The following is a 14,535-nucleotide window of genomic DNA, read 5'->3' on the forward strand; positions in this document are numbered from 1 at the left end:
TCAGGTTTAAGTAAGATCATCCAGATGGTACTTTTAAACTCTCTATTGGAAAAATTATGTTTAACTATTTGGCTACTGTCGAGTTCGATGAAGAAACTGATTGCTATGAGATTTCATTTGTAGATTTCCCTGATATCGAAGGTACGGCTTATTGTGAAGAAGATATTGAGCTTGAAGCGACAGAAACCTTAATGACAGGGCTTACTGATTTTATTTCATCCAAAAAGTCGATCCCATTACCTTCTCGATCAGCTGAGCATGAAACATTATCCGTTCATTTACCTATACTCTGTTGTTTGAAAATTGCATTACATAATGCCATTATCCAAACTAATACGCGTAAAGCCGATCTAGCACGCAAATTGAATTTAAATTCACAACAAATTGATAGATTACTTGATATCGAACATGCCTCTAAAGTTGATGCTCTAGAGCAAGCCCTTTATTTATTAGGTTATGACATTAACCTCACAATTAACCAACGTTGCAATTAACCTCAGTAAGATCGCCTCTTACGTTAACTGATAGTCACACTTTTTGTGAACTAATTTTTAATAGGAGGCCCCTATTTATCCATCCTGCTATATTTATACTCTTCATTTAAAAATAAGAGATAGCAGGTAGATTTAACTATACACAGTAAAATCGCTTTAATGATAAGGGGCAAATGAATTCATAAAATTAAAATAATAGCTCAAATGGCGTACATTAATCTAATGTTTATAAATAAAGATTGATTATTGACGTCTATAAGAGTTCCCATGCTTTTTCAAAAGTTGCTGTATCATAAGGCTGTAGGCCATTTTCATGCTGAATAATCGCTTTGGCTAAATTAATAGCAATAGCCTTATTATTAAGATCAATTCTTTCTGTCGGCGATACCCCTAATGTATCAGCAACACTTTGAATATAGGCTATGGTATTATTTTCATTGCTTGGCGCCCATCGACCAATAATTTGCGATACTGTTGTTAATCCATATTGACCTCGGTATGTTTGAAGTAGCAATATTAATGCGCGGATCCCATATTCCACCGTTTCAAATCGACAAAACCGAGGCTCAATACTAGGATCGTAGATTAATTGCCCCTTCCAATGATTATTTTTATTATAATCAATATTACCGGGGTTATTATTACGGATCCCTCGCGGTTGTTTACTTTTCATCGTCTATTTTCCTTCTTAGTTTTTTTTCAATCAGCTTGACGAATTCAGCACCTGACCATCCCGCAATACCCGCAACGCCTCCAGCATATTCCGTAGACCATTGATAATATATTGCTGCAAGGTATACAAATGCTCCTGCAAAAATGGAAACAAGGATCTGAGAAATAAGCATCCAAAAACTAAATTTTTCACCATTAATCATTTTATAAGCATAGCTTGCTATCGAACCAAGCAAGATCATAACTAATATTAATATCTCTCTTGCCCAGTAATAGTTGAAAGGATCTTTGAAAGCCATTTTCCGTTCCCTCCCCTAATCTTGAATTTATAGTACTTATAGGTGGTTGATCGTAAAATGTAGGTTCTATTAAAGTGAATATATTGAGTAGGTAACCACTCAATTCCCCTCTAATGTGTTAAGTTTAAATCTTTACTAAGGTGCTGTAATGAAATTGTAAAGCAGCAAAAATGAAAAAAATGCCACATAGCATTTTGTAAAAATCACATTCAAACGACAGACCATCTCTATATTATAGCGACGCTCATATTTGTACTATCTTTTCAGTATGTTGTAACAATAGTTCTCTTGGCGGATGACTCAAATATGATTAGAATGCGCGCCCTAATTGGTGGTGACTCTCCTTTTAGATCATGCATTATTTGTATTTCAACTCTTCCTTTTACCCCAGTTAATCACTGGGGCTTTTTTATTCTAAAAAATAAATTGGATAAATAGCGTATACATAGTGAAATGCTATTTATCTCACCACATTTTTTCATAACATGCATTTCTTTTAAAACAAAGCAATTAACTTGCATAAGAGCGACTAAAACGATCACTAAAATGCAAAATAGACTAAAGATAAAAGTAAGTCATAAGAAATAGAAATCATTATTAAAAATTTAAGCTTTATGTAGTAGAAGCCTTACACTTATTAAGTAACCTTTTACAATAAATAAGTCGTTTAGTTTATATTCACTATTACTAGTCAACCACACTAAATAGTTCACTTAGCCTCAAATCCATAACACTTCTCATTTTGACATCACATTCATTTCGCATTTATTGCGTTAAAAACCTCAAGACAAATAGCATTATAACCAATTGTTTTATAAGCATATAGAATCACAAAAAGAATTATATATTGAGATTAATGCATTTATGCCTAATAAATATTAAAAATATTTATCTAATAACCCCCATCAATAAGCACCTAAAGAGTTAAAATCAATTATCTTATAAAACAACAGGTTAAAAAATAATTTTTCTAGGATTTTTCTGGAACGTTTTTTACCTCTATGTACATAGATTTTTTCTAATATTTTCGATAGTTAAGCATTTTTAACGCAAATGATGAATAAAATTTACAGGATTTCATCCTGTTCAAAAGTCAATTTAAAACAAATTAAAGTGATAAATATCGATATTTCAATGTTTTTACGCTGAGTCACTTATCCTACCGAGATAGGATTATTCCTAGTTATTTACAACCCATTACCTCACCTATATTATCCGCACTAACCGAAATTAGCATACGCATTGGCTGATTTTTTGGATATTAATCAATGATTATATCGCTATTAATAACACTGACATTTGTCACTTAACTAAAGGAATGAGTATGCCAACTCCATGTTATATCTCTATTGAAGGCAAAACCCAAGGCAACATCACTGCTGGTGCATTTACCCCTGAATCTGTGGGTAACATCTATGTACAAGGTCATGAAGACCAAATGTTAGTTCAAGAGTTTTCTCACGTTGTGACAGTACCTACTGATCCACAATCAGGTCAGCCTTCAGGTCAACGTGCACATAAGCCATTCCGCTTTACAGTTGCTCTCAATAAAGCTGTTCCACTGTTATACAACGCATTGGCTTCTGGTGAAATGCTGCCAAAAGTAGAACTGAAATGGTACCGCACTTCAGTGGAAGGTAAACAAGAGCACTTCTTTACCACCACACTGACTGATGCCACTATCGTTAACATCGATTGCCAAATGCCACACTGCCAAGATCCAGCTAAAGCGGATTTCACGCAGCTGATCGAAGTTTCACTGGCTTATCGTAAAATTGATTGGGAACACACCAGTGCAGGCACATCAGGTGCTGACGACTGGCGCGCACCACTCGAAGCGTAATCTTGCCTTAACGAGCCTTTCGAGGCTCGTTTTTGTTAGATCCCCTTGAATTCTAAATTCCCCGTTCACTCGGAACTACACCATGTTCGCAAAAGATCCTAAAAACCCTGCATTTGACCCTATGGCTGGTTTTCAAGATGAAGCTTTTAACCAAGCCAAAAATCTAGCGATGTCTAACATGTCATCCTCCCCACGCCAAGCGATTGCAGCAGCACAAACCGCTATGTCAATCGCTTCTAGTTTAGAATCTTACAGTGAAATGGCCGATGTGGCCCAATCTGCTCTGCTCAGTGCATTAGGGCTAAACCCTGAGCCAAGTGGATTGGTATTCACCTGTGAAATTGGTGGAATACTGCCAGGCACCTTACAGGTAACAGACTTTTCTTTAACTGAAGGATTATCTTCCCTTTTTAGTTTAAGTATCAACGCGGTTAGCTTACTGCCAACACTCGATTTTCAGGCAAGTTTAGGCCAAGCCTCATCATTAACGGTTAAACGTGACGGTAAAATTGTCCGCACAGTAAAAGGTATTCTTGCAGGTGCTGTTCAGGGAAATACTGATGGCGTAAAAACGTGGTACCACTTTGATATACGTCCTGAAATGTGGATCATGACCCTCAATCAAGATAGTCGCATTTTTCAAGACCAAAACGTCCCTACCATTTTAAAAACTTTGTTAGATGAAGCGCATGTTAAATCTGACTGCATATTTTATCGTGAAGCACTGCATCCGGTTCGAGCCTATACAACTCAGAAACGTGAATCTGCGTATGATTTTTGGTGCCGTTTAGCCTTTGAAGAAGGAATTAATTTTTGGTTTGAAGAAGACCAAATGTTCTATAGTGATGAACATATGGGTATGACCGCAGGAATTCATTTAACCTATAACCCACAAGCAGACACAGATATTACCGATAGCACAGTGTCTACGTGGCAATATGGCGAATATTTGTGTGTTGATGAAACCATTCAAAAAGATAATAACTATGTTCGCCCTTCTTACCCTCTTAGTCATCAAGCCAAATTAGAGCATGGTGGCCAACACAGTGTATTTGAAAGTTATGGTCGCTTTCAATTCGATGACGAAGGTGAGCCACTGACCAAGATACGTTTTGAACAACTACGCAGTGGGAGCCGGCAAGGTAGTGCCACCACAAACTGTTTTGCCTTACGACCGGGTAAAATTTTCTCTTTAAAAAACCACCCCCATGAGCCCATGAACGATCGCTGGCAAGTGATTACAGTAACGCATCATGGAGTGCAACCACTCGCCGACAATGGCGGTGGCGAAGGCACGCAATTCAGTAATAGCGTTTCCTTTATTCCTGATCGTACCGAATGGCGTCCACCACATCGCTACAAACCGACAGCGGATGGTGACGAATTAGCGACAGTTGTCGGCCCTCCGGGCGAAGAAATCTATGTGAATGAATATGGCGCAGTAAAAGTGCATTTTCATTGGGATCGTTATGGTAAACCTGATCATGGCGCTTCTTGCTGGGTACGCGTTGCCATGGGTTGGAGTGGTAATGGTTATGGTTTTTCAGCGGTGCCACGCATAAATTCGATTGTGCAGGTGTCTTATCTCAATGGGGATATTGATAGGCCAATCATCACTGGATGTACTTACGATGGGCGCAATGCGACCCCCATAAAGTTTCCAGCAAATAAAACCCGCACCACGTTTCGCACCAAAACCCATAAAGGTGAAGGATTTAACGAACTGCGTTTTGAGGATGAAAACGGCAAGCAAGAAGTGTTTATTCATGCCCAAAAGGATATGAATACCAAGGTATTACATGATCGCACCACCCATGTTCTACATGACCATACTGAATTGGTTGATAATAACCAAGCGATGCATGTTAAAGGTAATCGGACTGAAAATATTGATCAAAATAATACCGAAACGGTTGGGCAAAAGAAAACGATCAATGTTGGTGATCAGCTATCAATTAATGTGGGAAGTGTCATTGAACTGCGCTGCGGGGCCAGCGTATTGCGCATGGACAGTGCGGGCCGTGTGACCATCAATGGTGTGAAGTTTAATTTTGAAGCATCAGAGCATGTGCAAATCACAGGTAAAGATGTGGATATTAACTAGGGGGCAGAAATGGAATTTCGCAATCTAACACCATTTTCAGTATTGAATTATAAAATGCTCAATGTCGATGACATTGAGCACCATGTTATTGCGATGAAAGTGGGTTATAAATTGATACCAACCGGCAATAATAATGAATATACACCACATGTATTAACTGACTTAAAGCTTGAATTTCAAGATCAGTTTGTCAATCAGCCCAATAGCTCATCCGTGCGTCTTGAAAGTGACTTAGCTCCATTTAAACCGCGTTGTGATGTCATTATTAACGGTATGGCTTATGCATCTGACGATATACCGACTGACTCGATAGTAGCATCCATTCTGATGACCAATCGAGATAATCGCGTATTAATTGAGAAGTCCTTACGTTGTTTTGGGGAACGTCAATTTGTCTTCAATGAAGATTCAAACACATGGCAACTCACCCCCCCTAAACCGATCCGACAGTTGCCGATTGATTATCGTTATGCATTTGGTGGTGAATGCAAAATTTATCAAGATGAGAAACTTGCAGAGCCTATACCTGATGAGGCTTTATTTCCTGAAGCCTTACGTAGTGAGCATCCTGAAAAAGATTTAGCACCTATCGCACACAATACCTATGAATATAATCCGTTAGGGCTAGGTTTCATCACACCTTGGTATCAACAATCCAAAAACATTACCTCGCTACCGGCACCACAAATTGAATCTTTAACCCATCCGATTACGGCTGAATGTATGACATCACAGCTCAACAATAAACGGCCCTCTGAACCTGCCGTAGGCTTCGGCGCGGTTGGTCGTGCATGGTTACCTCGACGTTTATTAGCTGGGACGTATGATGATATGTGGCTAGATCAGCGCCATCCTTATCTTCCTCATGATTTTGATTTTAGTTATTGGAATTGCGCTCCTACAGACCAACAAATTGATTATCCAGCAACGGATTTTTCGCTCACCCTCAAAAACTTAACACCAACGGGTGAACTTAAAACAACATTACCGGGACATCGCCCTTTTGTTTTATTACGTATGCAAAATGGTCTTTTTATCCCCCTACACCTTAATTTAGATACTCTGTTGATTGATACCGAAAAACTACAGTTATCGTTAACCTACCGCTTAATGTTTGAGGCTGATTTACCGATACGGGTGTGTGAAGCACGCTTTGAAATGGATCCTAATGCACCGCTCGTCCGTTTTGCCGAACCTCAGGAGGAATTGAACCATGGCTGATAATTATTTAGCTCGCCAGCAAGGCGAATGGTTGGTCATAAGCTTAACGCCTGATGTTTGTAAAACGCCAATGGGATCATCAACCCCCCCTATCCCTTATCCGGTTATCGCGAAATTAGAAACTGCGGCCGCCGTGGTGCCATCGGTTAAAGCCAATGGTCATCCAGTAGTAGTGTTCGATCAAAGTTACATTCCCACCACATTAGGTGATGAACCGGGTGTCGCCAATGGCGTGAAAAGTGGCACGGTGGGTGGAAAATGCTATCCCTTGGAGCATTCAAAAAGTGTGCGGATCGGAAAAAAACCGATACTGCGTCATGACGATAAATTTTGGATGAATGGGAAATAGGGAAACGCCATGTCAAGTAACCAAGCTAAACACGATTCTATGGCTGTCATTAGCCCAAGCCCCGCAGCTACACCACTTCCTCCCTTCGAACAAGTCAAAGATAAGGTGGTGAACTGGGAGCTCTACAGTGACGCAGTATATGACCCCACTGGGGAACCCGTATTTTACATGCAATTTTTCGATAATAGCGATGAAACTATTGCGACAGGAGTTTATTTACCCGAAGAATATGAGGCTTTTCGTCAACAAAACCCGCAACTGAATTTACCTGAACTTAATGAGGATGAAAAAGGCGATCCTGATAGTGGACTTATAAGCAGCCGAGAACAAGAAACCGCAAAAAGTTCCCCTATTTCGGCAAACGGCAATACGCAAGGTGCAATCACACACCAAGCGAAGCCGTCTTCTGCGTCCATTGAAAATGCAAATACCGTAGTTAAAACTGAAAATCCCGCAGAAAAAAAGATAGTTGAACGCCACTCACTTTCTTTATTCTCCAAAAAAGAAGCGGCAGCAATATCCGAATGGGTAGACGAGCAAGCACAAGAGGTTCTTAACGATGTAAACCAAATGCGTGGCCAAGTTAATGCGGCCATCGACTCTCCAATTGAAGGTGCGAGTGGTGCAATAAAAGGTTTTTGGAATATTGTTCCTGATGTCATTGATTTAGGATATTTACTAGCACAAGGGATTGAGATAGGTGGAAGTAAAGCTCTTGCACCTGTTTTAGGGCTATTTAGTGACGAACTTAAAAATGACCTAAATGAGCATGCCGAGCTCGTTAAAGGACAATTAGGTTATTCAATTGCTGATCCAATAAGATTTAACCTGAGTGAAGCTGAGCAAGGTGGTAGCTTGATTGCATCAATGACACCAGTCGGAATGATAAAAGGTGCTAGTCGAAAAATAGTTAAAGAAGTCACTGAGAATTCAGCTAAACAAGCAGCTAAAAAAAATGCCGTCAGTAATACTATCAAAAATGAGCCTCAATCTCCCAGTAACATGGTCAAACCTGCCGATAAACCCAATTCTGAAGCGGTAACTATACAAAATACTCAGCCGTCTCCTGGTGGTACGGTAAAATCTGTCGATAAGCCCAATCCTGACACAGTAAAAACACCAGATACTCCTCCTGCAAAAATTAAAGATGAATCACCCGATACTAAAAAAACCGACAAGGGTGAAAATAATCCAAACTCAACTAAAAACACCTGTGGTGATCCCGTTGATATTGTCAAAGGCGATTTAATCCAAGCTTGGCCTGTCATTAATATCCCCGGCCTACTGCCTATTGAGCTGACTCGAACCTATTATTCAACTCAATCTCCTCGTGGCATCTTTGGGCTAAAATGGGCCGATAACTGGTCAATGTCTCTGCAAATCCATGATGAAACCATCGACTTTCAAGATCCAGAAGGAAGCATATACACCTTTACCGCCTCAAGTGATGAAGTGCGTTCACGTAACTTACGCGCTCCCCACTATTTGCTATTAGGTCATAAGCAATCAACATTACAAATACAAGATAATCGCCAACAACGTATCTACCATTTTGAACTATCCCCCACATCCCATCGGCGCTTAACCAAAATCACTAACTTACAAGGGGTTGCATTACGGTTTCATTATAATGATGAACAGCAGCTCGATTACCTGCTACGTGATGACGGTTTTTTGATTCGATTGCATTATCAACATCATCAATTAACCCATATCGATTATGAGCATGCTCAGCAGAGCCAACGGCTGGTCAGTTGCCAATACGATCATCATGGCTACTTGAGTGAATGTGACGCATTTCAACAAAACCATCTCTGGCACACCTATACCGCACAAGGGTGGATGACTTCATGGCGCGATACCGATCAAACCGCCCTCAGCATTGATTATGATAACCAAGGCCGCGTCATACAAACTCACTCTGACAGTGGCTATTGGTGCGACCGTTTCTTCTATGATGATACGTTGCTCATTAACACCTATGTCGACGGAGAAGGCGGGCATTTTCGCTATTATTATAATGAAGACCAACTCATTGTACGTACTCTTGACCCTTTAGGCCGAGAAACCCGTACCCAGTGGCGTGATTTTCAAAAAATCAGTGAAACCAATGATATGGGTGAAACCACACATTACACCTATCACCCTGATGGTTTGATTGCGCAAATTTACCTGCCCGATAACCGGAAAGTCGGTTATGAGTACAATGAGAATGGGCAACTCACACGCTATATCGCGCCCACCGGTGATGTTTGGCAACTGGATTATGATGTTCGAGGCAATCTAACCACGGTCACTACGCCGCAAAGTTTGGTGCAGACCTACGAATACAGTAAGCACGGTGAACTGCTAAAATCCATTGCTCCGAACGGCGCACAATGGCAATACCAATACAATGCCGCACATCAACTGATTAAAAGCACCAATCCCTATCAACAGAGTACGGAATATCAGTTTGATGAACTCGGGCGCTTACAAGCCTATACCGATGCTCTTAAACACACCACGCAATACCGTTATGACCCAAATCATGCAGGGGTCAATGGCAGCGTTAGCAACATCTTGCTTCCTGATGGTGTACAACAACAGATCGAATACGACAGCGAACGCCGTGTGGTGGCGGTCACTGACGGTGAAGCACGCACTACCCGTTATCGTTACGGCCCCTTTGACCTGTTAACGTCCATGATACGCCCCGATGGCACCGCAATCCATTTTGAATATGACGCATTAACACGCCTCAAAAAAGTCATCAATGCATTGGGCGAGACCTACACCTATGAGCGCGATGCCGCAGGGCAAATCATTCGTGAAACCGATTTTGCCGGACGCGTACTCGAATATCGTTATGACCGTTTAGGCCGTCGCATTGCCACACGTTACCCTGATAAACATGAACTGCGTTGGCACTATGCCCCTTCCGGTGTGGTGATTGAACAAAGTGAGTGGCTTGATGATGGTCTCAATCATCAATGTTTATCCACGACCACCTATGAATACGATACCCATTTACGACTGATTAAAGCCACTAACCCCGATTCCGTCGTCGAGTTCGAGTACGATGCCCACGGTCAATTAACTTGCGAGCGTATTAATGGCCGTGAAGTACACCATCAATGGGATGAAGCCACACAGGCCCTCACCCAAACACGCTTTGGTGAACGAGAACTCCATTACGCCTTTGGGCAACTGGGGGAACTGACCCAACTTCAGGTCAATCAACATCGACCGTTAGAGTTCAGTTATAACGCCGTCGGTCAAGAATACCTGCGTCGCAGTGACGTCGGCTTTGTCAACTCCAGCCACTACAATGCCGCTGGCTTGCTGGCACACCAACGCGCGGGTCGTGGCTCGGATAACTTTTTGTGGTCGTTGTACGATAACCCACATCAACCGCCGATGTGTTCTGATGTACATCGTGATTTTCACTACAACCGTGCCCACAATGTGGTGGCCATCGAAGATGCACGTTGGCAACGTACCCAATATCACTACAACGCCAACGACCAAATCACTGAAACCCAATACAGCTCTGAACGACGTAGCCAGTATGAGCGTTTTCAGTATGATGCAAACTTAAACCTCACTGAGCACACCACCCTGCCGGAAGATGCGCATACGGCGATTATTCAACTGGCGCAAGAGCAGCAAGCGGGCCGAGTTATTCGTCGTAACTTCCCCAAAGGCCATAAAAATTATTTCTACGATGCCAACGGCCGACTCGAACGCAAAATGGTGTATCAACATGGTTATCGTCCACAAGAATGGCGCTACCAATGGAATACCCAAAACCAACTTATTCGCTGCTTTACCCCCAGTGGCGATGTCTGGCGTTATACCTACGATGCTTTTGGTCGACGGCTGTCGAAAACCAAAGTCGTTGATATTCTAAAAATCAATGAAAGCCCCGCCTTTCCGCTGTCAAAGCAACGTATCACCGCATGGCACTATCTGTGGTCTGGCGACCAAATGGTTGAAGAGACCCCCGTCTACGCCGATGGCACTATCGCTTACGATGCCGGTATACAGTGGGTATACCAACCGGGGGCGATAACCCCTGCTGCACGTTATCAGCGCGGAAAATTACATTATGTGGTTACTGACCACCAAGGCACTCCGCGGGAGATGTTTACTGAAAACGGTGTCGCCAGCTGGGCAGGACGGCTCAACACATGGGGGCAACTGGCCTTTTGGGAGTCCCGTGAAGGCCGTGCTGAAAACGACCCCAACTATATTGATTGCCATTTTCGCTTTGCCGGACAATTCGAAGATAACGAAACGGGCTTGTATTACAACCGCTTTCGCTATTATGATAAGGACAGCGGACAGTATATTTCACCCGATCCCATCGGATTGCTGGGAGGTTTTAATCCGTATGGGTATGTGCATAATCCGGTGGGGTATATTGACCCGCTGGGGTTGATGTGTTGCCCTCTAATAACAAAAGGTGCAGATGTTACCTCTGACATTATTCAAGGTGCACTGAAAGGAGATACGATGCAAACCGTCCAAGGCTCTGTATCCTTACCAGCTATTCAACGTTATGTTGACCGACTATTAAAAGGTGATGTAGCTCCACCAATAAAAGTTGATGGTAATGTTATCGTTGAAGGTAACCATCGCTATGTGGCTGGCAAAATTGTAGGAAAAATCCCTGAAACAGTGCCTGGAACATTATCTCCTAGCCAAGCGGCACGTATCAAGCCAATGTCTGAAACAAAGGTAGATGCTTTTGACTGGGGGAACTATTAAATGATAAATCTCCATTTTGAATCTACCGATGAAATTAAAGAAATAGATAGTGATACCTTAGATGGCTATGATTTCTCTGGGGAATTATTGCATACGGCAATTTTTGAAGGATTATCCTTACAACATGCATCTTTCGAGCAAGCTAATTTACGTAGTGCTAATTTTGCATATTGTATATTAAATAATACCAATTTTACTAGCTCATTATTGATGAATACTAACTTCTTAGGTGCATCATTAATTAATTGTAAATTAGTAAACTCTAAACTCAGCGGTGCATTTTTTCAGGACGCTAATTTAGAGGGCGCTAATTTAAAAAACGCGGATTTATTTGCTGTGAATATGAATAATGCAAATTTAAAAGGGGCTAATATGAATGCTAGTAGAATTATGGATGCAACTTTTACCAACGCAATCTTCGATAAAAATACAATATGGCCTGAGGGATTCTCACCTTTAAAAGCCGGAGCTAAATATGTTGATTAAATAATATCTAACTAGAAAAATTATCCTCTAGTTAGACTATTATTAAGAGCCGTTCAGTTTACTCTTTAGCCACTAACATACTCCGCCATCAGCTCGCGCATGGTGTGTTTGATGGCTCTGAGTTGCACTTGTTATTGGTTTTGCTGTTTTATCGCTCGGGTGTCTTCGCTATCAGGTATCAACACCAAACACCCGTTTAAGATTTTGACGGTAAAGGTGAAACCTGTCTCAAAACCGGCCTCTTTTAACCAGTGCCCTTTTAGGTGTATTGCGGGCGGTGGGGCGGCTTTGCTGCCGTTCGGGGCATAACCCACCGTGTAATAACGCTCTGTTTTCGGGGCTTTATTTGTTCTGCTGCTTAATCACTGCCTGCTGCTCAGACTCTATCAAACTGATGGTCTGAAACTGGAGTGCCAACTCTTCGGGGTGGTGATTGAACAAAGTGAGTGGCTTGATAATGGTATCAATCCTCAATGTTTATCCACGACCACCTATGAATACGATACCCATTTACGACTGATTAAAGCCACTAACCCCGATTCCGTCGTCGAGTTCGAGTACGATGCCCACGGTCAATTAACTTGCGAGCGTATTAATGGCCGTGAAGTACACCATCAATGGGATGAAGCCACACAGGCCCTCACCCAAACACGCTTTGGTGAACGAGAACTCCATTACGCCTTTGGGCAACAGGGGGAACTGACCCAACTTCAGGTCAATCAGCATCGACCGTTAGAGTTCAGTTATAACGCCGTCGGTCAAGAATACCTGCGTCGCAGTGACGTCGGCTTTGTCAACTCCAGCCACTACAATGCCGCTGGCTTGCTGGCACACCAACGCGCGGGTCGTGGCTCGGATAACTTTTTGTGGTCGTTGTACGATAACCCACATCAACCGCCGATGTGTTCTGATGTACATCGTGATTTTCACTACAACCGTGCCCACAATGTGGTGGCCATCGAAGATGCACGTTGGCAACGTACCCAATATCACTACAACACCAACGACCAAATCACTGAAGCCCAATACAGCTCTGAACGACGTAGCCAGTATGAGCGTTTTCAGTATGATGCAAACTTAAACCTCACTGAGCACACCACCCTGCCGGAAGATGCGCATACGGCGATTATTCAACTGGCGCAAGAGCAGCAAGCGGGCCGAGTTATTCGTCGTAACTTCCCCAAAGGCCATAAAAATTATTTCTACGATGCCAACGGCCGACTCGAACGCAAAATGGTGTATCAACACGGTTATCGTCCACAAGAATGGCGCTACCAGTGGAATACCCAAAACCAACTTATTCGCTGCTTTACCCCCAGTGGCGATGTCTGGCGTTATACCTACGATGCTTTTGGTCGACGGCTGTCGAAAACCAAAGTCGTTGATATTCTAAAAATCAATGAAAGCCCCGCCTTTCCGCTGTCAAAGCAACGTATCACCGCATGGCACTATCTGTGGTCTGGTGACCAAATGGTCGAAGAGACCCCCGTCTACGCCGATGGCACTATCGCTTACGATGCCGGTATACAGTGGGTATACCAACCGGGGGCGATAACCCCTGCTGCACGTTATCAGCGCGGGAAATTGCATTATGTGGTTACTGACCACCAAGGCACTCCGCGGGAGATGTTTACTGAAAACGGTGTCGCCAGCTGGGCAGGACGGCTCAACACATGGGGGCAACTGGCCTTTTGGGAGTCCCGTGAAGGCCGTGCTGAAAACGACCCCAACTATATTGATTGCCATTTTCGCTTTGCCGGACAATTCGAAGATAACGAAACGGGCTTGTATTACAACCGCTTTCGCTATTATGATAAAGACAGCGGACAGTATATTTCACCCGATCCCATCGGTCTGCTGGGAGGGTTGAATCCGTATGGGTATGTGCATGATCCGGTAGGTTGGATAGATCCGTTTGGGTTGAGTGGTACTTCAAAACTAGATAAATCTGGCCGACCGCTAGAAAGCCCTAATTATAGTGTTTGGCAACAAATTGAACTACCGCCTAGCCTTTATAAATCGTCGAGAACAGCTCATTTTAGGTATGCTAACGAGCAGCTTTATAATGCAATCAAGAAAGATCCTCAATTAGCAAGTAAATTACCACCTGAGGTTGTTGCTCATGTTCAGCCAGGTCCTAGAGGTGGATTTAAAGGATCTAGCCCACCTAATCATACGTGGCATCACAATGCACAAGATCCAACTAAAATAGAATTAACCGTACGACCTCAGCATCAAGCTCCTGGTCCAGTGCAAAATTCTTTACATCCAAACCAAGAAGGTGGATTTAAAAAATTAAATGATGATTATTAATT

The 14,535-nt window shown here is 42.5% G+C and carries 11 protein-coding genes; 8 read left to right on the plus strand and 3 right to left on the minus strand.

All coding sequences use genetic code 11. The features are described 5' to 3' along the window. Positions 1 to 56 precede the first annotated feature (56 nt). On the plus strand, positions 57 to 494 hold the full coding sequence (locus JI723_RS12980) for a type II toxin-antitoxin system HicB family antitoxin (RefSeq protein ID WP_140181585.1): 438 nt from the start codon (positions 57 to 59) through the stop codon (positions 492 to 494). A 253-nt stretch (positions 495 to 747) separates the two neighbouring features. On the opposite strand, the gene JI723_RS12985 is transcribed toward JI723_RS12980, so the two are convergent. Together JI723_RS12985 and JI723_RS12990 are read right to left on the minus strand one after the other, a co-directional pair. Beyond that, positions 748 to 1,167, minus strand: coding sequence for a structural protein (locus JI723_RS12985; protein ID WP_272579570.1), 420 nt, complete (start codon positions 1,165 to 1,167; stop codon positions 748 to 750). Beyond that, positions 1,157 to 1,465: a phage holin family protein gene (locus JI723_RS12990; RefSeq protein ID WP_070926006.1), complete on the minus strand. Its 309-nt coding sequence runs from the start codon at positions 1,463 to 1,465 to the stop codon at positions 1,157 to 1,159. The genes JI723_RS12985 and JI723_RS12990 overlap by 11 nt, the downstream gene beginning before the upstream one ends. Before the next feature lie 1,324 nt (positions 1,466 to 2,789). Between JI723_RS12990 and JI723_RS12995 the strand changes: the two genes are divergently transcribed. From JI723_RS12995 to JI723_RS13020, 6 genes are all read left to right on the plus strand, one after another. Then, entirely contained in the window at positions 2,790 to 3,308 is a 519-nt protein-coding gene (locus JI723_RS12995; protein ID WP_070926003.1) for an Hcp family type VI secretion system effector, read from the plus strand. An 82-nt stretch (positions 3,309 to 3,390) separates the two neighbouring features. Continuing rightward, entirely contained in the window at positions 3,391 to 5,412 is a 2,022-nt protein-coding gene (locus JI723_RS13000; RefSeq protein WP_319068603.1) for a type VI secretion system Vgr family protein, read from the plus strand. Between the two features lie 9 nt (positions 5,413 to 5,421). Next, the gene (locus JI723_RS13005; RefSeq protein WP_272579568.1) at positions 5,422 to 6,633 is read left to right on the plus strand and encodes a DUF2169 family type VI secretion system accessory protein; all 1,212 of its coding nucleotides are present in this window, start codon (positions 5,422 to 5,424) and stop codon (positions 6,631 to 6,633) included. Beyond that, positions 6,626 to 6,982 (plus strand): DUF4150 domain-containing protein, encoded by a 357-nt coding sequence (locus JI723_RS13010; RefSeq protein WP_140181577.1) that lies wholly within the window; start codon positions 6,626 to 6,628, stop codon positions 6,980 to 6,982. The genes JI723_RS13005 and JI723_RS13010 overlap by 8 nt, the downstream gene beginning before the upstream one ends. 9 nt (positions 6,983 to 6,991) lie before the next feature. Beyond that, positions 6,992 to 11,734, plus strand: a complete 4,743-nt coding sequence (locus JI723_RS13015; protein ID WP_337979427.1) for an RHS repeat-associated core domain-containing protein — start codon at positions 6,992 to 6,994, stop codon at positions 11,732 to 11,734. Next, positions 11,735 to 12,220: a pentapeptide repeat-containing protein gene (locus JI723_RS13020; RefSeq protein ID WP_318710341.1), complete on the plus strand. Its 486-nt coding sequence runs from the start codon at positions 11,735 to 11,737 to the stop codon at positions 12,218 to 12,220. A 131-nt stretch (positions 12,221 to 12,351) separates the two neighbouring features. Here the strand turns inward: JI723_RS13020 and JI723_RS13025 are convergent, their stop codons facing one another. Continuing rightward, the gene (locus tag JI723_RS13025; protein ID WP_337979428.1) at positions 12,352 to 12,534 is read right to left on the minus strand and encodes a SymE family type I addiction module toxin; all 183 of its coding nucleotides are present in this window, start codon (positions 12,532 to 12,534) and stop codon (positions 12,352 to 12,354) included. A gap of 115 nt (positions 12,535 to 12,649) precedes the next feature. On the opposite strand from JI723_RS13025, the gene JI723_RS13030 reads away from it, so the two are divergent. Then, positions 12,650 to 14,533: an RHS repeat-associated core domain-containing protein gene (locus JI723_RS13030; protein ID WP_337979429.1), complete on the plus strand. Its 1,884-nt coding sequence runs from the start codon at positions 12,650 to 12,652 to the stop codon at positions 14,531 to 14,533. The last annotated feature ends 2 nt before the right edge of the window (positions 14,534 to 14,535 follow it).

The sequence above is a fragment of the Providencia manganoxydans genome, from assembly GCF_016618195.1.
Taxonomy (GTDB): Bacteria; Pseudomonadota; Gammaproteobacteria; order Enterobacterales; family Enterobacteriaceae; genus Providencia; species Providencia manganoxydans.